General features: G+C 39.9%; 4 protein-coding genes. All 4 read right to left on the bottom strand.

From position 1 onward, the window contains the following. Positions 1-21 precede the first annotated feature (21 nt). Positions 22-1230, bottom strand: coding sequence for an ABC transporter permease (locus H6779_00040; protein ID USN87825.1), 1209 nt, complete (start codon positions 1228-1230; stop codon positions 22-24). 248 nt (positions 1231-1478) lie between these two features. Continuing rightward, positions 1479-2801 carry an ABC transporter ATP-binding protein gene (locus H6779_00035; protein USN87824.1) on the bottom strand — a complete coding sequence of 441 codons (1323 nt, stop codon included), beginning with the start codon at positions 2799-2801 and terminating at the stop codon, positions 1479-1481. 130 nt (positions 2802-2931) lie between these two features. Next, a complete protein-coding gene (locus H6779_00030) occupies positions 2932-4446 on the bottom strand; it encodes a hypothetical protein (protein USN87823.1) in 1515 nt (504 codons plus the stop codon). A 31-nt stretch (positions 4447-4477) separates the two neighbouring features. After that, entirely contained in the window at positions 4478-25492 is a 21015-nt protein-coding gene (locus tag H6779_00025) for a DUF2341 domain-containing protein (protein USN87822.1), read from the bottom strand. Positions 25493-25502: the final 10 nt, after the last annotated feature.

Raw genomic sequence — 25502 nt, 5'->3', positions numbered from 1 at the left:
ACAACTTTTATCTATACTCTTTTACTCATAACGTATCGCATCAAGTGGGTTTAAAGTAGCAGCCCGACGGGCGGGAAAAACACCGGTGAGATACCCAACTGCTCCGGAGAAAAGTGCAATAAAAAGAAGAAAAGTGATGGGGAAAGAAAATAGCGTCACTGCCTGCCCACCAAATTGTCCAGCTACAATATTAAGCAGTACATTGATGGTAACGCCTATAACAACACCCATCACAATTCCACTTATTCCCCCTAAAAAACCAACTACAATTGACTCCGAAATAAACAAATTCTTTACATCCTTTGGAGACGCACCAATCGTTCGCATGATCCCAATTTCCTTGGTTCGCTCTAAGAGTGTCACAGTCATGGTATTAAACATACCAATTGCCGACACAACTAGAGCAATACCACCAAAAGTTGCTAAAACGGCCTGAATTCCTTGGAATATTTTAGAAGCTTGCTCCACTGTCTTAGATAAGGCAGTCACCCTATACCCTTCTTCGATAAGATCTTTTTCAACAATTGGTAAATTTTCATTACTATCCACCCTAACCTGGACTCTTTCATACTCCTCGACAGTCACGTAGTTTTTTAGTTCGGGCAGCATCATGATAACGTTCAAAACACCTTCCTCTTTGGTAATTCCACGGACTGTATACTCTTTATCAATCGACACCTCTTGAATATCTCCTGAGCCATCTTCTGTTGGTACCAAGAGTCGAAATGATACTTTTTCACCTACAAACGAAGCTGGATCATCAACGCCAAATAGTTTTATGATAGCTGGTGAAAGCATAACCGAGTCCGTGTTGCCCGCATCATCATCTGTAAAGACCTCTCCATCAGTGGCTGTAATACCAGCATAACGTAGATATGGTGGTTCAATGCCTTGAATAAAAACATTACCAGTTAGTCCTTTGTACGTAACCAGAGCTGGGTACCTAGCCATAGGAGAAGCATCTAAAACTTCAGGTTTTTTTTGAAATTCCTCTAAAGTATCGTTAGTTAGTTTTAAATTTTGACTTCCTGTAGAGGACACGCCCAGAGAAAGTAAGGTCTCACCAAATACAATTTGCTCAAGAATTATTTTTTGCAACCCAAAGCCGAGACCCACCAGGACCACTACCGCCCCAGTACCAACACCCATACCTAAAATCGTCAACCAAGTACGCATTGGATTGGTCTTAAACATTCTGGTTGAAAGTTGAGCTAGGTCTTGAACTCGCATTAAATGAAGAAACGAGCGTAGCGACTATTCTGAATTTACGTCCCAATTTTTTCTTTCCCTGAGAAAATTGCTGGACGCTTGTGGTCGAACGCACGCAAAAAATTAAAACATCTCTACAAACTTATAATTATAATATTCCAAATCGTAACACCAACCAAACCTTTCCTGAACAAACCATTTAAACAAAGTGTCTAGCGACTATAATTATAGTAACATCAAAAGTTGTTATAAATCTCAAGTTGTACTCACTAACTCTTATAACTCACATCGACTCCCTGGGCAATTAGTTTTTCAAAATAACGTGTCAGTTCATCGGCTTCCTTTGAATCTAAACTCAACCCATCATTACGAATACTTTTACTCAGGTATTCATTAAATTCTGCTTCTTCTATTACACCAGTCACCCGATCAGCAATTAATTCAACTAGGTTGTTGTTTTGATCCTTGTTTAGCTTAATCTTAAATGTGCCGATTAAATGGTCTCGTAAACGCTCAGCCAGCTGGTGTTGACTGAAGAAAATGTCAGCATTATCTTTTTTTGCTCTAAAGCGTCTAATGTCGTCCGACTGAGTAATTAGTTTTTCAGCTACTGAAGCCATTCTTTTGGCTTCTGCTAATGACACCTCTACCCCACCATTTTCCTCTGTTTCAATGAGACCTTTAATGAAAGCTCTTTTATCAAGCTTACCTTTAATAAACAAGACTATGGCCCGCTCCAATCGGATAAGCTGGTCATACGTAAGTGACTGAGTCAAAAAATTAACCATACTTTTTACTCGAAGGGTATCAACCGAGTCATAAGGAAAAAGTCTAGCCAACTGCTCAAGCTCAGTCACTATCGTCTCCCCTTCCTTCACAGGTTTTATTTGCTTACGTTGAGGATTTACCACCTCTCGCACAATATGGCCATCCTTTAAATAGTACACACGATGAGCGTAGCTTAGGTGTGCCGCGTTGTGTGACACCATAATTACCGTGCGGCGATCAAATGTGTTAATTTCGTCTATCTTATCCATCACTTGCTGAGTTGAAACTGAGTCTAGGTTACCAGTCGGCTCATCTGCCAAAAGAATTTTTGGATCATTAACCATAGACCGTGCCACTGACACACGCTGCTGCTGACCACCAGAAAGCATGGCTGGTACTTTGTGGGAGACATGTCCAACCCCAAAGCGATCTAGTAACGATTGAGCTCGCCGCTCGCGACTGGCTTTGTCAGCATCACAAAAGATCATTGGCAGAGCCACATTGTCTAAGACTGAAAGCGAGGGAATCAAGTTGAAGGATTGAAATATAATACCCATTACGTAACGCTGAAAATACACACGGTCTTCTGGTGGATAAGAATATATATCATCTCCGCGTATCAATAACGTACCCTCTCCCGGGGGTAAAGAGCCTTGGATGGAATACATTAGAGTAGATTTACCAGAACCAGACGCACCAAACAAGATGATGTATTCACCTTCATAAATATCTGTATTTACCCCGGTCAGAGCCTTAAATTCATTTGACTTTCCTTTGTTGTAAATAATCGATAGGTCACGACAAACAATCAGCGGTTTCGCCATGACCTAATTATGCCATTACAGAGATTTATAATCTGCACACACTATCCCCAATTTAAAATTCTCCTGTATTTTTTTTCGATAAAAATTACTCGCGAAAATTCGCACTAGTCGCTGCGCTTATTTGCTAATTTTACCCACCAATATTCTTAACCCAACCGAAGGTACTCTGGAAGTTTTCGATAATTAAGTCAATGATATTTTTCTCTTGAATTGGTGTGAAGAGTACAAAATTTTCAGATTGTACATCATTACCTGCCTCATCAGCACAATTAAGCCAAAACTGATAGACGGTAGCCGGTGCAAAGTCCACGACCACCTCTACGTGTTGAACTTCGTACTCAGCCTGTTCTTTTTCTCGTACAGTCGGTTCGGTACCACCGGCTACCCCTTCACGGTAAGTCATAACACAGTCGGCCGGTTCGTCAGTCACCCACTCAACGATCGTCTGTATTCTGGATTCTCCACCCGGAAAAAGAGTTGACTCATTAGTTACGTTTGAAATGATTGGAGCGGCAATGTCCCGCATGGTCACAAACTGAATTGGCTGACTCCGTACCCGATCGCCACCGGAGTTTTCTGAGATTACATAAGCCACGTACCGCGAACCCAAAGTAAGGTCTGCTAAGCGCATCTGGTGAGAGGTGGTCAAAGTTGGTCTACCGACAGAATTTTGTTCACCGGTAGTTTGGTCTTGGTATTCCACCAACGCCTTAGCTGGTACAGTCGTATCCCAGGCTAAAGTAGCGGCGTTCTCCTCCACCTTAACTACGCGCAGATTCTTAATTTCTGGCAATGAAGCTTTGGTCTTAAAAGTAAAATTTCTACTTTCACCAATAATTCCGTAGCTATCTTCCGACTTGACCTTAAAATTATAGTCCGTGAATGGATCTAGACCAATCAATCTAATCTCATGCTCAGTTGTGGGCGCATCAGTAGATGCTTGAGAATAGGCATAGTTTAGGCCATCAAATCCTTTCTTAGGTGAAAACAATACCTCAGAGGTGGACTCACGGTCAGTAGTCCACCTAACCAATGCACTGGTTGTTTCTGGAATTACTGTTGGCGGACCAACAATAGTAAGATCTTCGGTGATACCCTGAATGGCCTTTACTACTTCATTTACAATTTCTTGTAGCTGAAGTGGGTCGGTAATTTGATTTATCTGATTAATTATTTCTTGAGTACTAGTTTCCTTAGCTGGAGGATTGTTGGTAGTGAATTCAGTATCAGCTTTGCCACTTCCCTCCGCTGAACCTATTTCTGGCTTACCGCTAGTCTGAATCTTATAATCAGCTGAAATCCCTTGGTTACCGTTATCATCAGCAGAAACTACACGAAAATAGTAAACTCTACCAGACTCTAGGTTTTGCAAGGTAATTGAATGTTTGGTTCGATCAGGCACCGGTATACGAACTATACCCAAATCAGGCTGGAGACCAAAGTTTACAGCTGAATCAGCGTTTTCATCAGTTTCCCAGGTAATAGTAATCTCACTATCAGTCACATCAGCCACTTCAACATTCGATATTTGCGGAGGTTCTTTATCATTATTCTGTGCATAAGAAAGAAAAGTAGGAGGTATAAAAGTGAATACCATAGCTAAAGCCAGGAATGTGACAAAGAACTTTTCCTTAGATTTGTACATTAAACTAATCATATCATTCCTTAGACTAACTCTAAATACCAATAGCCGTGAAAAGGTTAACTCCGGAGTGAGCTGAGTTGCCGGTGGTGAACGGTACATTTATTCCCCAGTACACATCAGACTCTACCGGTGGTGTAGTGGTAGCTGGTTTTGACATATTTAAATCAAGTGTCACCGGAGTAGTCGACGACAACTGCTGGCAAGTTGGGCATGCACTGTAAGTAAAGGTGGAGGTGGCTACTTTTTGCTGATCAGCCGGAATGGTTGAAGATAATCCGCCAGTCATATCGCTGCCTGTAACATCAACATCAATCGGTGCATTACCAAGATTCGTCACAGTAGTGGTCGGGTTAAAACTACCAGTGTCAGAGTTAGGGGTCAGGGACCCATAGTCTATGCTTGAGTCTACCGCCAGGGCCCGCAAGGTCAGAAGTTCAACTCCTGGCGCAGAGGCAAAATCATAACCCCCAACTGAATCTTCTGCCTCCAAATAAGCCAACCATTCTTCTCCTTCATAGGTATCAGCGTCGGTTGGATCAGCATGGAACTGCATATCAGCGACACAAGACAGAGTACAACTATTACCGGAACAGTCAGTAAAGCTACAAGTATTATTCTCGGTACTTAATATGTAGCAATTATTGTTGTTAGCTGTACAACTTGCTCCAGCACCACTGCGGTAGATAGTGGCTGTAGCATTAGTTAAGTCGCTATAACCATTAAGATCAGTCACTGTCCCAGTTGCATAAACTAAAGTAGTAGTTCCTGAAGTTAAACTAATATCAAGACCGCTATTTAAATTCACCGCTCCAAAAGTCGGGTCAAATTTTAATTGAAGTTCTGCAACACTTAAATATGTATCCAAATCAACACCATTATTTGTTACTCTAAAACATAAGTTCTCATCAACCACATTATTGGTCGGTATAATAACATACTCCAACTCTACATATTCATTTTGGTCAACATCTAGATTACTGGTAATATTCGTCGGATCTTCTCTCACTTCTCCTGGAACAAATATTCCACTTACATTTGTTAGCAAATCAACTGTAGATTCACCATTTGTAATATGTGTTGAACTTTGCATACAGACTGGGGATGTTCCACAGCTAGCTTGCGATGGAACAGATGAGTAACCAATTGAAGCGACAGCTTCACAACTTGGAGCTACACCAAGCGGTGCGTACTCAAGCAAAAATTGTTGGTTTGTAATAGGTAAACCGGTATTATCAATTGATATTCTAAGTCGAGCAACATCACTAACATTAAATGATGTAGGACTATTTTGCGCAGCCTCCCAAGTCGCACCACCATCAACTTGTTCAACTCCAAAATAAATAGTTGGCTCGTTTGTTAAAGTTGGACGTGAACTGATACTATCCCATCCACCATTGTGGAACCAATAAGTAAAACCATAACCACCAGACGTATAAGTACTATCAGTTACTGATGTTGTAGCTACTAAAGTGTTGGCAGAATCATACAAAGAAACAAAAATATTATTATCGGTTCCCCAATCAATTTCCACTTCATACCAACCAGTTGAATATGTAATAGTAGACGAGGCTAGAATCGTACCTGAACTATCATTATCAACCACATCTTTCACCAAAGACACTCTATCAATACCAAATTGTTCCAAACAAACTGCGTAATTTTGGTTAGTTGAACCAGGTGACTGAACACCAAACATAGTACAAACCTCATCTCCAGAACCAGCTGATGTATCAATATATTGTAAATATCTGAAAGTTTCACCTTGACTTACAGTTTGATCAAATCTATAAATACCACCAAGGTTAGCACGACCAGACTCATTCCCTAGATTATCTAGGCCATATGTTCCATCATAATTATAGCTAGTTCCGGTTCCAAATAGACTTGTTTGACCGCTGTATTCAGAAATATTATTATCTTCAAAGTCATCCGTGGCTATAAATACCTGGGTACTTGAACTAGTAGATGTGGCAGTTGGATTATTGTAATACATGAAAACTGATGTAGTTTCATTGGCGGTTAAACTTGGCACCTTTACCCATACCTCTGCAGCCACAGCATTAGTAGTCGAACCTAACCAATAAGGTATCTCACTTATTCCGGTACTATCAGTAAATCTAAGGTCATCAAAGTCAGCTTGCATATCAGTGTCATAAGCTACAAAAATTTGTATAGCGGCATCGGTGTAAGTAGCTGGATCAACATTCTTAATACGAACTTGTTTGCGAGCATTCCAATTAACATCAAACCATTCATTGTCTGGAACCTGCGCTCCTCCGTCATCGCTTCGCCAACGGAAATTTGTTTGTTGCGTCAAAAGGCACGAACTGTTACTCCACCGTATAGATCCACACTCTGTACCATCATCTACATCAAAATCTTCACCATCTAAGTTTCCGGTATGACTGACAAATGTCCACACGTTGGTTGTCGACCCAACTAAAGTCACATTCGCTCCAGCGATCGCGGTCGTAGTAGAAAAACTATTACCAGTAACAACTTTTGAAGCATTAGCATTTAATGCTTGATCGGTTACTTTAATTAAAGTACCTCCATTTACAGCTAATTCAAAATCACCATTCGAGAGAGAAGTAAGAGTTGGCGTACCTGAAATATTTAAACCGTTAACATCAAGATTGCTAAAAGCATAGTATAAAGCATTAAATGTACCGCCGGTTAAATCAAAGGCATATGTACCACTTCCCTGATTGGTTATATTAGTTTTATTACCATTCACTCCAACAACATTAAGGGTTCCACTTTGTAGTGTAGTGGTTGAATTTGTAGCTTGATGAACATTTACTTGACGCTCAAAACCAGAAATATCAGTACCATCAAAATCAGTCGCGTAATTCCAATACTCAGTAGTAGTAGCAATAGTAAAATCACCATAAATATACAGATCCCCATCCACAACATTATGATCTTGTGAATACAAGGAAGCGTTTGTATCTATTTGTGTAGTAGTAGCTGCAGAATTCCACATTCTTATATCGCTATTAACACCAATATTCAACACATTATAATTATCACCACCAACTGCTTTTGTGTTAATAGTATAAGCACTTTGACCATCCAGATATAAAGTACTCCCCACCCAATCAGTCGCTCCTCCACCCACACTATTCGTGAACACCCCACCCACATATATGGTAGGACTACTTTGGGTAACAAAATTACCAACTGAAGCAATAGTGAAATTATTCGTGGTGGTTGCAGAAGCTATTAACGTATATCCTCCAGCTGGAGCGCCTATTTGCAGATCATAGAACGCACTAGTTCCTGGATCAATAATTCTTCCAGTTGTAGTACTGTTCAACAACACAGTTCCAGTTGAATTATTGAATAAACCACCGCTAGCATCAAACGACCCACCGATCGACAAAGTTCCTGAAGCGAAAGTGACTGTTCCAGTTGAAATCGTTAACGATTCTATTAAAGTTAAGTTTGTATCAAGTATAGTATAGTTTCCATTACCGGCAAACGTGACTGCGTATAAGTCTGAACCTGTTGCCTGAAGCATATTTGAGCTAGTACTGAATAATACAAGCTCACCATTATTATGATCAATACTACCCGATTCATTTAGAAAATCTGCACCAACAGCAAACTGACCTGACGGCAAAGTAAGCGCGCCATCAGTTTTAATTATTGAACCAGTTGATGTAGCATCTGTATCGATAATGGTCCAATCACCAAAACCAGTAAACTGCATTTTAGTAAAACTAGAACCGCCAAATCTAATATTTTTACCTGATGAAGTACTTGTGAACAAGGAGACTGCACTCGCGACAAAGCTTCCACCATTATTTTCAAACGAACCTGCAAAAGTACTGGTGGCAATCGGCATAGTAACTACACCACTAGTAATAGTTACATCGTTATTGACATAAATATTAGGGTCAATAATATACCAACTACCACTTCCGTTGAAGGTTAAATTAAAGAAAGGGTTTTCATTAACTAACACAGAACGATTACTACCAGTAGTAGTCAAAATTATATTGGAAGTACCGGCATTAAAGGTCGCTGTTGAACTAGCAACAAAACTACCTCCGATAGTGTGTGTATTGCCGGTTCCTGAATCAAAGACTGAATTAGCATATAATTCCAAAGTTCCATCATAAGGTTGACCAGCTCCACCCCCAGCAATGGTCACATCACCTTCGGGAGTAAAAGTCTTTCCTGTCCAAACTATCAATTTATAGTTAGCTGGCAAATCAAGAGTGTCTGGACTACTACTGATCGCTGTAAATGGTATATCAGGATCATCAGAAGAATCCCATACTGACATATCATCAATGGTCAAAGGATCAACACCCTCGTGTCGCACAATTACTCTATTTTCATAGAGATTAAAGTTGCCAATACTAGAAATTGGAGCGGAACTTACAGTAGCAGCTTTAGCAGATTCTCCATCAATATAAACTACAAATGAATCTCCAGGACTGTAAGCTACGTTAGTAATACTATAAGAACCAGTACCGGAATCGCAACTTGCAAGGTAATTTGTTAAACCAGCCACTTCCAGAGAAATATTGGTAGTACTTCCATCACAAATAGTGGATATGGTAGAACCTTCATCACTATAAACCTTTCCAGATATTGTGATTAAGGCAGCTGAATCATCCCAGACTATATACCCCGGATCACCGTCAGGATCATTATCAAAAGATTCACCATCATAGCCACCAAAGTGATTAGTAAAGCGCCAAGAGCTTACTGAAGTACCAGTCGCAGTCACATTAAAACCTGTAGCTGCAGCGCCAAGAGCAAATCTATTTCCAGTAAAGGTCTTAGCTGGATTATTATCTATAACAGAATCAGTTACAGAAATTCCTGTACCACCAGTTACAGCTAATTCAATATCTCCATTAGATAATGTGGTTACTGTTGGAGTTCCTGAAAACGAAAGACCTGTGGCATTTAAGTTACGCAACTCGTAGTAAGACCAATTTGTACTACCGCCAGTTACAGAGATACCATACGTACCTGACCCTTGATTTGTGATAGTAGTTGAAGCAATTGGATTACCAATAACATTTAATGTTCCGCCAGCTGACAAAACAACACCTGAACCAGAAGCAAATTGTACAGTAACTGGCCGCTCATTTCCGCCAGTTAAATCGGTACCATCAAAATCAATGGTATAACTCCATTCATCGACGAGTATAGAATTGGAGTATGTTCCATAAATATTTAACGTTCCATCAACATTACCATGATCCTGTGAATATAAAGAAGCAGTTGAATTAACGTCGTAACTAGAAGCATCGGAATTCCACATTCGAATCTGTGTTGTATCTCTAACTTCCAATGTACCATATGTGTCATTTGTGGTCGAAGCATTTATCTCATAATTACCACCACCATACAAAGCTAAAGTAGAACTACTCCAAGTAGTAGCGCCACCAGCCAGGTTATTTGAGAAAATTCCACCCACTGCTAAAGTCTGACCACCTGAAAGCGTAAATGAAGAATGATTAGAAAGTGACCAAGCATTAGTAGCTGTAGCGTGCGACAACACAGTAAATGAACCAACCCCATTGATATCAACAGAACCGAAAGCTGATAAACCAGCATTTATATTTGTAGCAGTAGGTGTATCAAAGGTTACTGTACCTGAGTTATGGGTAAAACTACCATAGTTTAACCAATCACCAGCCACAGACAGTAATGCACTATCACTAGCTATAAAAGAACCATTGTTCTGAATAACCACGTCACCAGAAACAGCAACAGCAACATCATTGGTGTTTAGGTCAAAAGTAGTACTAGCTTCTCCACCGATGGTTAAGCTGTTATTAACAGAGATCCCAAGACCAGTAGATGTATAAGTCTGCGAACCAGATCCAGCATTTATATCAAGATTGTAGTAATTAAGTGACGTTACATCAGCTCCTGCTCCACTGTAACGCACAGTACTAGTATCATAAATAAAAGTTCCAGATCCAGTAAAGACAGTACCTGTTCCTGCCAAATCCCAAATCGTACTGCCTGCATCCAAGAAGTGTGCATTAGCGATTGTTAAAGTACCTGACACTGTGGTAGTAGCTGTAAACAATGGAGTAGTAGTTCCGACTACTAGACCGTTACCGAGAGTTAAATTGTAGAAAGTCCAAGCGGTATTACCACCCAAATTGTTACTGACAGACATAGTGGTGGTTCCACCTCCTAATGACAAAGTTCCGTCACCAGTCAACGATCCATTTAAGATAGTTATATCTCCAGTACCAGTAACTGTTCCGGTGGAAATAAGCATATTATTATCCACCTCTATATTTGCTCCAATGTTCCAACCACCACCTATTCCACTAAAGGTTAGGTCGTAGAAATTGACCAATTCATTAGCAGTAATACTCTTACCACTAGTAGTTGCATTCATAATGACAGTAGAAGAAGCCGGTACGAAAGAAGCTCCACTACCCTGCACCAACCGCCCACCAATAATATAAGTGCTGGTACCGTTAGCAACAAACGTAGATGATGTTGCTAACACCAAAGAACCATCATAGCTATTTGCTTGACTGTTTGCACTAAGAGTAATTGCTCCACCAGGAACAAAGGTTTTGTTTTGCCAAACATAAAGTTCTGTATTTTGATTAGTTACAAGCACAGGAGTGGTTCCTGTGGAAGCAGTGAAACTTAGATCAATATCATCGTCTGAATCGTACGTAGCCATATTGGCTATCGTTACAGCATCAACGTCTTCGTTACGAACAATAACTCGGTTGGCATATATATCTAGATCCAGAATATCAGATGTTGGTGTTCGGGTTATCACTGACCCCTTCTCTCCGCCTGATGCATCATTTAGATAAATAGTCAAAGTTGGATCACCTACTATCACCACACCAGAAATACTATATGTACCATCTATATTACTGCAAGAGCCATCATATGTAGTACTTCCATTAACCACCAATCGAACACTATTTGTAACTCCATCACATGTACCACCAATAATCGGACTGATTCCATCATCTTGATACACTGCGCCAGCAACAGTAATAGTAAGTGAACTATCATCAAAACGAACTGAACCAGGATCACCAGTATCATTATCATTCGCTTCACCATTAAGATTACCTGATCCCTCTCTAAACCACCAATACGAAGTAGGAGTACCGTCAGTTTGACTGATATTATACCCACTCATAGGAGTCGTGGTGGCGAAAGTAACATTATAAACCTGCTTAGCCGGATTGATATCAATTGTAGTTGAAGACAGAGTTATGGCCGAACCACCTGGTGTTGATACAGTATAAGATCCATTTCTTAAAACAGGAACGATTACTGAATCCAAAAATGAAACACCAGTGCTACCCAGATCTGTAAAGTCATAATATTGAACTGTAGTAGTTCCGCCGCTAAAATCAACCGTATATGTACCCGCACCTTGATTAGCTATCGTTGTTGAAGCTGAAGTTGTTCCAATAATATCTACTATACTATTTACAAAAGTTGCTTTTGCACCATTTGCAAAACGTACGTTTGACTGACGTTCACTTCCACTTAAGTCTGCACCGTCAAAGTCAGTGGCATAACTCCAATAATCCACGCCATTTGTATTTATATAATTTCCAAATATATACAAATCTCCATCCACAGAATTGTGATCTTGTGAATAAAGTGAACCACCGGAGTCAACAACATGAGAGTTAGCCAATGAATTCCACATTCTAACATGGGTACTCGTAGCAATACTTAATGTTTCATAATTATCCCCTAAGTCTGATTTAGTATTTATACTATAATTTCCATTTTCAAGCGATAAAGTCGTACCTGTCCAAGTAGTCGAGGCACCACCGACATTATTAGTAAATACTCCACCAACCGATAAAACTTGACCACTGGCCAAAGTCCAGTCACTAGCATCTGTTAAAGTAAAATCGTTCGTGGTTGTGGCTGGAGTGGAAATAGTCCAACCTCCTGTCACATTGTCAAAAACAACATCATAAAGTGATGAACTACCAAAATTCAATATCTCACCAATATCGTTTGAATTAAATTTCAAAGTTCCTGTTCCAGGATTTACAGTACTATTATTAGTGTACGATCCACCAAGATTAAAAGTACCGTTCGGTAAAGTTAAAGCTCCTTGAGTAACGACTAAGTCACCAAACACTGTAACATTTGTGTCACTAAACGACCAATTTCCAATTCCATCAAACTCAAGATTACTAAAAGCAGAACCACCGGCAGTCAGAATTTCACTGGCGCTACTATAAAACAAAACTGTACCACTACCTCCGTTATAAACTCCTCCAGTATCAACTAACGTCCCTCCAATTGAAAACACACCAGTAGGAAAATTAAGTGTTCCAGCAGTAATTGTTACATCATTTGAGCTGGTAGCATTTACGTCATTAACAGTCCAATTTCCAGCTCCATTAAAAGTTAAATCGTAAGAAGCATTAGTGAACGAACCACCATCAAAAGTAATTGTCTCAGCCGAACCAGAATTAAAATACATCACACCGTTATTATGAGCGAAAGTTCCGCCTGTGGAATCAAAAGAACCGGAAATTGTAGTTGTAGCTGTAGGCATAGTCACAGTTCCTGTTGCGATAGTAAAGTCATTTGAAACTACAAGTGCAGGCTCTGTAAACGCCCAACTACCACCCGAACCATTGAAAGTAAGGTTATAAAATGAATCACCGCCAACAGTAATTGAATGGTTAGTTGTGGTAGCGGCAAATATTATCGTTCCCAACCGCGGAGTGAAAGTATTTAGATTATTCCATCCTTCATTTATCGTTGCTGTTTGGTTATTTAAATCAAATATATCATTAGCTTCAATGGTTAGAGATTGCATAGTTATATTACTACCAGCCAACAGAACCTTGCTTACCCCATCAACTACTACATACCCTATATTTTGGTTAACAGCATTGTTATCTGTCCAAGTCGTTGGATTTGTACCATCAATGGTAGTTGTACCAATACCGCTCCAATAACCATTAGTATTTGTAATAATGTTTCCGGCCACCGAAATTTCTTCTATTCCACGATTTAAAGTACCATAATCAATAGTCAAAACACCGTTAACATCAAACAGACTACCGAGAGTCCAAGTAGCAGTACCAGCAGTTTCTCCAAATGTCACATTATTAAACGCTGGACTGACCGCACCAGTTGAATCTATAGTTTCAGTAGTAGAAGTAGCGGTGAAAATGACAGTTGAGCCAGTCATAGTGGAGGTAGCTGAGTTTACCCAAGAGCCAGACACTCTTAAGGTATTCACTCCTGACACTAGTGTCCCGGCATTGGTAAAATCATGTGTTGTTAAATTTGCGCCTGGGTTATAGGTGTTGTTTGGTAACACTACAATACCTGCATCTTCACAACTAACATCAGCGCACATACTCAACACATTACTGCCATCCACATCAAAGAAAAGATCCTCGTCATTAGTAAAGTCATAAGTATGTAAATTTGCATTAGTAATAGCTACATTATCATCAGAACCAATTGTAAGATGTCGTTGCTGTAATCTCATGCCGGTTATATCAGGAACACCATCATATGCTGTTACCGCAACCGCTTCTTCAGCATCAGTCGCTCCATTTATAAAAACAGTAACGATATCATCTTCAAAATATGTAACGTTATCAATAGTCCAACTACCTGCAGAGATACTTGCAGTTTTACCTGTTTGCAACACACCATTTACTGCTACCGCTACAGTACCTGTTGTTAAGGCAGTCACACCATCATACTCATAAGCTGTACCAGAAACAGTGAACCCACGAGACCATTCTATAGTCCAGTCGTTTAAGGTTGGGCAATCAGCAGCTACACAGGTAAAGTTTGCTACCGGTCTAATCTCGTTGTATGTAGTAGTGTTAAGTAATTTTAAATCTATTGGTGAAGTAGTAAATCCAGCAGAGTTACCAGACAAATCTAAATCTGGTATCAATTCCCATTCACCAATACCATTCAAATATTCAACTTGATAATATAAGGAACTACTACCTGGCTCGCTATCACTCCAAAACATACTGCCCCAAGCTGGTCCACTTCCATTATCAAAGTCAAGTGGTGTACCTATAACCGAACCAGAGCTGGCACTATTACTAGTAATTATCACTTCCACATAATCAACAAACAGCGAGTCATTATCATCTTCATTGAAGAAAATTACATGAATTTTATTGTTACCATCAAAGTATTCTGAGATATTAGTTGTTATAGTACCTGTATAAGTACCGTCAGTAACGGTCTGCTGAAAACGATCTAATTCCTGCCAATACGGAGTAGTTGTTCCTGGTCTCCAAATACCAAGCCAAGCCACATCGGTTGCAGCTCCTTGAAATCCTTCAAGTGTAATATCTATTTGATCTATATTAGTTGGATCTTCTGCAATATCAAATTCCGCCCAAAAAACAGCGTTGTCACCAGCGTTTGGGTCAGTAATAGTCCATCTATTATCATCACTAGAGGAAAGTGAAGTATATTGACCATTTGTGGCTTCTGCATCGCTTGCATAACCAGCGATTCCAGAACGTAAGTTTGGAGTACTAGCAGAAGTACCAAGCACAGTAAGAGTATCTATTGCGTCAACGGTTGGTGGATCAGTTGGATCAAGCACATCTACCTCAAAATCCCGCCCGACATGTGTAGCGCTCGGACTTGTAACTCCATTAAAATTGTAAGTTACCACAGAAGATGGAATAGTGCTTATTGAATCAGTAGTAGAAGCAATAGTACTAGCCAATGTGTCTGTCTCAAATTGCTCTTTAGTGGTCTGAAACCATGTTGAAGTGGTAGCAGTGGTATCAACTGTAAAGCTCCAAGGCTCAGACCAGAACGAATAGCTATTACCTCCAGTCGGATCTTTAGCACGAGTACGCCACCAATAAGTTACACCATCTGTTAGTGAACTTTGCATAGTGTAACTGATAGTATTTCCAGTAAAATAAGGTGACGTGTCAGCACCGTTGTCGATATTAACGAAACCTGGTGAAGAAGAGGAATTTACAGTAGTAGAACCAGATGCGAAAGTAACATCAGTCGACCATGAAAATTCATACTCCAAGTCATCACCTTCTGGGTCAGTGGTATAGAAAGTAAATGTTGGAGACGTAGTACCAGTTTTTTCATTATCAAATAAAAGTTGATGTGTTGGTACCGAAACTCGAAGCCCCCAATTAACAGTCCAATCCTGAATTGACGGACTGCCGTTTTCAAAATTAGCACGAATCCTGATTTGATTATATGTCTCAGTATCTAGATCAATCAGATCAACTGGTGAAGTATCATAGCCAGAAGCATTCCCCGCTAAATCAGCGTCTGGAATTAATTGCCAAGAAGATCCGTTATTATATTCTATATGATAAAGAATATCATTAGCAGATCCTGTCTCAGTAAATGAAAATTCACCCCAAGCATTTCCGATTGTTACCCAATCAAAATCAATCATACTACTAGTTGTAGTACCAAAACTTTGTCCACTCGCTAACTGAACATCGTCAGATATGGTAGCATCTGTTTGTTCCAACGTGTCAGTATCAAATTGTTCTTCAGTGGTTTGAAACCAAGTAGATATTGTAACTCCTGTATCAATAGTGAAACTCTTAGCTGTTGTCCAATCTCCATAATTAGCCGAAGCTTCACTATCAATAGCTCTGACTCTCCACCAATAAGTTACATCATTTGAAAGAGTTGACGGTATTACGTAACGTATTTCCTCACTATCGTTAAACGGTGATTTATCAGAAATCGTATCTTGGTTTTCAAAGTAAATTGAATTAGATACAGAATTGTGGTCGGCAACAGGTGAGCTAAAGTCAACATCATCATCAATTTGAATCTGATAGTCTATATTCTCTCCTTCCGGATCAACTCCAGTAAATTCAAACCAGGGCGAAGTGCTAGCCATTTTTTCATTATCAAATGGTACAGGGTATGACACCACAGTCGGAGATTGGTTGGTTACCAATCTTGGATAATTCGTATAGGTTTTAAAACGGTTACCATCAGGTGTTACCATACGGAAACAATACGAGGTACCAGAATCAGCTTGGTTTTCTATAACCCAATCCCATTCTCCGTATTCTCCTGTATTAATAGCATTAGGTATTGCTGATGTATCATTTTCTTCTTCATAAGTTTCAAACTTGTCTGTTGCGGACAAGCTAGCACTTGGTAAAGTATCTCCGTCACTAACCGAAACATTATTGTATCCCCTCCACAATGCTGTACTACTACCTATTGGAGCTACGTCACTCCATTCCAATGATTCTGAACAAATATCTCCAGCAGCATATTGCAATTTAAATGAAGATCCAGAAGAATTCACTGATGTCACTCCGACCCCCATACGTAAACGTAGCACATCACCAGTTTTAGTTGGATAAGTACTATTAATTACCTCATTTTGTAACAACTCCCCGGTCGTGGCTCCTGGTGGCCAAGTATCAGTTGGCGTAACAGCATTAGTATTATTATACCACCAGAAACCATTTTGCTCATAAATCGGGCTTTTCTCCCAACTTACCGCCCAATCCTCAAGGACTGGTGAAACACTCGCTATTCCTTTACTAAGGGTAGCATTTAGACAAATACGATTATAGGTTGAAGTTGACAGATTTGAAATATCAAGCGGACTTCCCCCAGAAACAATTCCCTCTGAATTACCTGCTAAAATACCGTCTGGTACCAATGTGTCACAAGTAGCAGAATTAGAATAGTAAACACGCAACAACACCTCGGTGCCCGTCGGCTCATTCACATGCCAAATAACCTCACCCCAATCAGTTTGATTTGGCACCCAATCAAAATCAACTTCAGAGGACATTACAGAACCAGTTTCTGGACTTGGTTGTAAAGCAAAAGCTATCATCAATAATCTGTTACCTGAGGCAGACCAATTGGCTTCAGGGTATTCGCTACCATCACTAGTTATAGCTTTGTAAGCACTGGCGTTTACAAACCCATTACCACCAGTATCCTGCTCTACTCCTTCAGTGTAACCTGTGGCGGCAGTGTGGGTTAAACTATCCTCTGTCTCAGTTACATAAATCATCATGTCACCGGAAAAAACATCAATTGAAGCAGTTGGAGTAATTGTAGTACCTGAAGTCAAAGCATTACCACTATAATCTCGAACAGGATTATCTTGATTAACATTTTCGTAAACAGCAGACATGTACTGCAAACCATTACCAGGTGCACCACCAATCCAACTTGGAGTAATAGTGGTGCCAACTGCAGCTTGAATACCAGCTTCGTCTAAATAACCAACCCAAGCTCCATTACTGAAACCGGTACCAATTTGCTGATCATCAATCTCAGTTAGAGTTTGCCCACCATATGTGACAGTATCGACATTTGTGTTTGTTCCAGAATCTTCAGAAATGATAGTTACTATTAAAGCTCTATCACTACCATCACTAATAGTTTTTGTGTTACCAGTCGACCAACCATCCAACTCTGCTACCAATACCGGACTTGCATCAATAGAAAGTCCATCACTGGTAGTGGCGTTTATTAATGCAAAGTTTGAAGCAAATTGATCGTCAGTGGTCTGAAACCACTCTGGTATAGTAATAGCAGTACTAATAGTCACGCTTCTAGCTTCAGAATAATCAGACCATTCATTAGACCCACTCGGATCACGAGCTCGTACCTTCCACCAATACGTCACACCATCAGTTAGAGCGTCAGCCGGTTGAATGGTGTAGGTGGTAGTGGCACCTGAAGCGAAAGTGGCAGCGCTCCAACCGGCGTCAGTTGGATAATTTGAAGATTGTTTAGTTAAGAGCGGCGAGCCAAAATCAAAGTCATTGTCTAAGATGAACTCGTATTCCATGTTGTCGCTTTCAAAATCAGTAGATACAAAACCTCCTAAACTTGGTAACGTAGTAGTGGCGCGATAATTATCAAAAGCTGGTGTCTCCGATAAAGTTGGTGTATTTGGAGCCTGATTTGGTATTACCCATCTTATAGTCCAATCGTCAAGAATTGGTGAACTAGCGGCCACTCCGAGGTCAAATGACACACTCAAACAAATACGATTATAGGTTGAGGTGGAGAGTGAATTAATAAACAAATTATTTTGATCAATACCAAAGCCGACAGCATTTCCAGAAAGATCACCGTCAGGTATTAAAGTGTCACAAACAGTACTGCTGGAATAATAAACCTGTAACAATGTATCACTCCCAACTGGTTCTGTGATATTCCATTCGATTAAACCCCAATTAGTCTGTCCAGATACCCAGTCAAAATCAACTTCCGGTGAAATCACAGACCCCACTACACCAGACGCCGGCGTCAAAGCAAATTGAAAACCAGACGCACCATCACTAACACTCATACCCACAGTAGCGTTACCGGTAGCACCAGCAGTTGTCATATCACGAGTTCCCCAAGCACCAGCAGCATTACCAAAGCCGGTACCAGCTTGTATTTCTGAACTTTCACTCCAGCCAGTACCGGAAACTGTAAATGGAAAAGTATCACCACCGTCTCCAGCCAAAAGATAAAATGCCAATGAATTGTCAGTCACAGTAGTAACACTGGTGACTGAATGATTGGTGTTATTACCAGACATATAATCTGCTCCGGTTACGTTTATTGGAGTCACTTGATCAACTCCAGAAACGCGAACGTAGTATCCCCAGTAATCAGCGTTAGCTTGTGAAGGTACATTGATTGTTGCTCCTTCGGTACCGTCAGCAATTCTGTAGAAAGCAGCTGTATGTGCATCAGCCGTAGCGTTTCCAGCTTCGTTTATCAATGTAAAACCAGATGGCTTAAGAGTCGCATTATCCCACTGAGCAGTAGCGGTATTATCGTCATTTCCTACCATGATTAATAACAAGTCTCCCACTTCTACTCCTGATGGTTTGGTAAGGGTAATAGAAGCTCCAGTAGTGAGAGCGGTGTTTGAGGTAAAGCTTTCTATGGTGGGGACACTACTTGCAGAGCTGGTAGAAGCCAGCCAAACACCTCCCGTTGTCGTTGCTGCATTATCAAATACTCCGTCTTCAAATTGATATCCCAATGTTTGGTGCCAAGCTAATTCTAGAACTGAAATATCGATAGTCACGCTTCTAGCTTCAGAATAATCAGACCATTCATTAGACCCACTCGGATCACGAGCTCGTACCTTCCACCAATACGTCACACCATCAGTTAGAGCGTCAGCCGGTTGAATGGTGTAGGTGGTAGTGGCACCTGAAGCGAAAGTGGCAGCGCTCCAACCGGCGTCAGTTGGATAATTTGAAGATTGTTTAGTTAAGAGCGGCGAGCCAAAATCAAAGTCATTGTCTAAGATGAACTCGTATTCCATGTTGTCGCTTTCAAAATCAGTAGATACAAAACCTCCTAAAATAGGTGTTGAAGTAGCCAGAAGGTTATCAAAAGCTGGTGGAACATCATACTCTGGTATATTTGGCACCTGATTTGGCAAATCCCAGTTAATACTCCAATCATTTAAAGTTGGTGAAGTTGTACCCGTACCCAAATCAAGCGTCATCTCTAAACAAATACGATTATAGGTTGAGGTGGAGAGTGAGGATATAACCATCCCGGTTGAAGTCGCATCAAATCCAACGCTGTTACCAGGTAAATCCACATCAGAAACCAAAGTATCACAAGTAGTAGCGTTTGAATAATATACACTTAAAAATGTGTCGGTTCCTGCCGGCTCAGTGACATTCCAACTAATATCTCCCCAATCGTCTTCATTAGACACCCAATCAAAATCAACTTCTGATGACATAATCGTTCCTGAAGTTATAGACGCCGGCGTCAAAGCAAATTGAAAACCAGACGCACCATCACTAACACTCATACCCACAGTAGCGTTACCGGTAGCACCAGCAGTTGTCATATCACGAGTTCCCCAAGCACCAGCAGCATTACCAAAGCCGGTACCAGCTTGTATTTCTGAACTTTCACTCCAGCCAGTACCGGAAACTGTAAATGGAAAAGTATCACCACCGTCTCCAGCCAAAAGATAAAATGCCAATGAATTGTCAGTCACAGTAGTAACACTGGTGACTGAATGATTGGTGTTATTACCAGACATATAATCTGCTCCGGTTACGTTTATTGGAGTCACTTGATCAACTCCAGAAACGCGAACGTAGTATCCCCAGTAATCAGCGTTAGCTTGTGAAGGTACATTGATTGTTGCTCCTTCGGTACCGTCAGCAATTCTGTAGAAAGCAGCTGTATGTGCATCAGCCGTAGCGTTTCCAGCTTCGTTTATCAATGTAAAACCAGATGGCTTAAGAGTCGCATTATCCCACTGAGCAGTAGCGGTATTATCGTCATTTCCTACCATGATTAATAACAAGTCTCCCACTTCTACTCCTGATGGTTTGGTAAGGGTAATAGAAGCTCCAGTAGTGAGAGCGGTGTTTGAGGTAAAGCTTTCTATGGTGGGGACACTACTTGCAGAGCTGGTAGAAGCCAGCCAAACACCTCCCGTTGTCGTTGCTGCATTATCAAATACTCCGTCTTCAAATTGATATCCCAATGTTTGGTGCCAAGCTAATTCTAGAACTGAAATATCGATAGTCACGCTTCTAGCTTCAGAATAATCAGACCATTCATTAGACCCACTCGGATCACGAGCTCGTACCTTCCACCAATACGTCACACCATCAGTTAGAGCGTCAGCCGGTTGAATGGTGTAGGTGGTAGTGGCACCTGAAGCGAAAGTGGCAGCGCTCCAACCGGCGTCAGTTGGATAATTTGAAGATTGTTTAGTTAAGAGCGGCGAGCCAAAATCAAAGTCATTGTCTAAGATGAACTCGTATTCCATGTTGTCGCTTTCAAAATCAGTAGATACAAAACCTCCTAAAATAGGTGTTGAAGTAGCCAGAAGGTTATCAAAAGCTGGTGGAACATCATACTCTGGTATATTTGGCACCTGATTTGGCAAATCCCAGTTAATACTCCAATCATTTAAAGTTGGTGAAGTTGTACCCGTACCCAAATCAAGCGTCATCTCTAAACAAATACGATTATAGGTTGAGGTGGAGAGTGAGGATATAACCATCCCGGTTGAAGTCGCATCAAATCCAACGCTGTTACCAGGTAAATCCACATCAGAAACCAAAGTATCACAAGTAGTAGCGTTTGAATAATATACACTTAAAAATGTGTCGGTTCCTGCCGGCTCAGTGACATTCCAACTAATATCTCCCCAATCGTCTTCATTAGACACCCAATCAAAATCAACTTCTGATGACATAATCGTTCCTGAAGTTATAGACGCCGGCGTCAAAGCAAATTGAAAACCAGACGCACCATCACTAACACTCATACCCACAGTAGCGTTACCGGTAGCACCAGCAGTTGTCATATCACGAGTTCCCCAAGCACCAGCAGCATTACCAAAGCCGGTACCAGCTTGTATTTCTGAACTTTCACTCCAGCCAGTACCGGAAACTGTAAATGGAAAAGTATCACCACCGTCTCCAGCCAAAAGATAAAATGCCAATGAATTGTCAGTCACAGTAGTAACACTGGTGACTGAATGATTGGTGTTATTACCAGACATATAATCTGCTCCGGTTACGTTTATTGGAGTCACTTGATCAACTCCAGAAACGCGAACGTAGTATCCCCAGTAATCAGCGTTAGCTTGTGAAGGTACATTGATTGTTGCTCCTTCGGTACCGTCAGCAATTCTGTAGAAAGCAGCTGTATGTGCATCAGCCGTAGCGTTTCCAGCTTCGTTTATCAATGTAAAACCAGATGGCTTAAGAGTCGCATTATCCCACTGAGCAGTAGCGGTATTATCGTCATTTCCTACCATGATTAATAACAAGTCTCCCACTTCTACTCCTGATGGTTTGGTAAGGGTAATAGAAGCTCCAGTAGTGAGAGCGGTGTTTGAGGTAAAGCTTTCTATGGTGGGGACAGGTCCAAGCCCAGTAGCTAATCCGGCGGCGCCGGTAGTTGTAGCAATACTGACCAGTGAGTCCCTTTCAAATTGATAACCAAGTGTCTGATGCCATTCTTTTCTGGAAAGAGAAGTATCGATGGTAATACTTCTTGTCTGACTATATGAAGTCCAGGTGTCAGTATCAGTAGGATCCTTCGCTCTCACTCGCCACCAATACGTCACACCATCAGTTAGAGCGTCAGCCGGTTGGATGGTATAGGTGGTAGTGGCACCTGAAGCGAAGGTGGCAGCGCTCCAACCGGCGTCAGTTGGAAAATTAAATGAATAAGTAGTGGTAGCAGGAGAACTAAAGTCATAATTATCATCAATTTGGAATTCATACTCGACCACATCACCATCTGGATCAATTGTTGCAAAACCACCAATAGTAGGAGTAGTGGTAGTTGAAAGTAAGTTATCAAAAGATGGAGTTTCAGATAAACTTGGAATATTTGGTTGCAAAGCATCAGATGCAATCTGCCACTGACGATGTTCCTCAAACAAAACTATTTCATTTATCTGAGTTGAAGTTACAAACTCAGTAGCACCTACTGTCTCTGGTACATGAACTGATTCAGTAGATGATGGAATGGAAATTTCGGTTGATATGGACTGGATATTATTGTTTTCAGTAGCAACTTCAGTCACAATCTCTATTTCTTCCGTTGTTATTAATTTTGCAGGACCTAAGTTAAACAAAAAAGGAGATAAATCTGGAGCATTAAATTCATATGATACAGTTTTGGTTACCCCATTTAACATTGTCATATCCCACACCAACTCAGTATAATTATTGTTTTTTATTATCTCCGCATTAGTATCACTAATTACAAAATCAGCTGGAACACGTTCTACTAATTTACCATCAAATGATCGGTCAAGAGCATGTACAGAAAGATCTACTCTGTAAGAAGCGGGTGGGAAAATACGAGTTGGACCATTTCGTTCAATTACAATATCTTGATTTGGTACAACGTAAAAAGTTTCTGTAACATGCGACAAAACATCACCAGAATTATTTACACGCTCTAAATAAATCTCGTACTCACCGAATTCGCCAGTAGTAATTAATGAACTATAATCTGGAACATCAACCACATTATCGCCCTCACATTTTCCAGATCTAAGTACAGGAACAGATGAAATAAAACCTTTTGGATCAGTTATGTATAGATTTAATCTAGCATCACATATCGTACTTCCGTTTGAAGCTAGAGCAGCCATAGATATCTTTACTTGTTCCCCATTACCATATTCTGTTTGATTTGTATTAACAGAAAGTAAACCCCATTGAAATTCAAAAGTATCAGTTGTAATAACTCCACCCTCATCAACGGATACCTCAACTGTGTAGACCCCTGGAGGTAGCTTTTGTTTATCTTCGTCATCAAGTGAAATAGAAATTAAACCATCAGATGTAATAGACACTTTAGGTGAAACTCCTATTTCTTGGAAGTTGTTGTGTTTGAACGAAATTTTGTCTATTGTCGCTAAATCTTTTCCTATAAAACTTCGAAAAGTCTGTACTAGGAAATTTCTTTGTGATTCGTATCGTAAATTAAATCGTGGAAGCTCAGTACGAGTAAAATCGATCTCATCACTCATAAATTTCATAATCATAGGAGATTTAAGATGTTTCAACATTTCATCCAAATTCGACCGCAAAGCCAGCAAATTTTTATCGTAAATAACTGTATTCATTTCCAACCAAGCAGAATCAACGTAAAGTGCATTAAGTCTCTCTATATCACCTATAAAGGAAATCTTAATTGTGAGATCAGATAACAATGCAGGATCTGAAATACTGGGTAGGGATATTAAATAATATCCACCATTTATAGCATTTGATATTTCACCATCAATAATAATACTACCTGATTCTTTTGAAAAAGTATCGAACGAGTAACTAACCTCAATTGATGGGATATTTTCACCGTCGATTAAATCATATTGTCCAGCCAAAGATAATCTTAATTGTAAGTTATCTATAAACTGACCAGACACCAAATTTGGAACATCAAACCCACTCAAAGAAATATAGTTTGGTACTTGATTCAAAACCTCCTTTTTCCCTGCAATCAAATCACCTGATTCGGAATTACTTGTATTATCTAAGGGTAAACTGATTTCTTCATCAGTTATACTAATTTCTTCTAAATTGGTAGAAGATGCAATTATGTCTTCAATTTCAGTTGTCTTTTGTTCTAAATTTTCTACAAACAAACTTTCAGTTTCGTCATTAATAAATTCTGACTTATCAAATACTTGTTCTTTAATCAATTCCTCTTGTTCAATTGTCTCTAGTTTTTCAATTGTATCTGTCGATGTAGATATTATCTCAATCACCTCAGCAACAGCAAAACGATACAATTTTGCCACTTTATTAAAAACAAGGTAATTTGAAGGAAAACCAATAGCAGCAGACTGGTCGTCAACGATTTCATGTTCAGATTGAGATTGTATTTCTTGTTCTAACTCTGATTTCGGAACAATTTCAAATTCTGGTTTTGATTCAAATACTGGATCAGATTCTGATTTAATTTCGGTAATGGGTTCAACTGGATATACTATGTTTACGCTATCAATATCGAGTGTTTCACCAGAATTTTTATTAAGGACATCAGTTTGAAGAACTGACTCACCTTCAATTACCTCAAACAACTCCGAATCTTGAACAGTCGTTGAAGCAATAAAGGCACCAGGCACAACATCTGAGAATGGTTTTTGTTCATCATTTAAAAAATTTGGAATACCATTAACAACATTATCTTCAGTGAAGACATCTGTCTTTATACTCTTAGAATTTATAAAGACTGAGTTTATCTCATTAAATTCTTGAAACAAGGAATATTCTTTAAGATCTTGACTGGTTACAGCATTAAGATTATTCCAACCCTCTGAAATTACCTCGGAAGGAAAAATATTTATTGGCACTTGATCAGGATCCAGATGCTTCAGTGTACCAGCGTACACACTCGGGAAAGTATTTGTAAATAAAAAAGAAATAAATGTCAAAAAAAACAAGGTGCTTATACCAATTTTTTGCACGACAAAAAGCCACGAATTCTCATTTTTCGCATCAAGCATCTTTTTTTTAAAACTGTCTATTGTGTTGTAAAAATATTGTTTTTCCAAAGTTTTCTAC

The organism is Candidatus Nomurabacteria bacterium (assembly GCA_023898525.1).
In the GTDB taxonomy this organism is placed as follows: domain Bacteria; phylum Patescibacteriota; class Minisyncoccia; order Phycocordibacterales; family UBA918; genus OLB19.
Note: the sequence above shows the minus strand (reverse complement) of the source record. Positions and strands in the feature narration are given on the sequence as shown.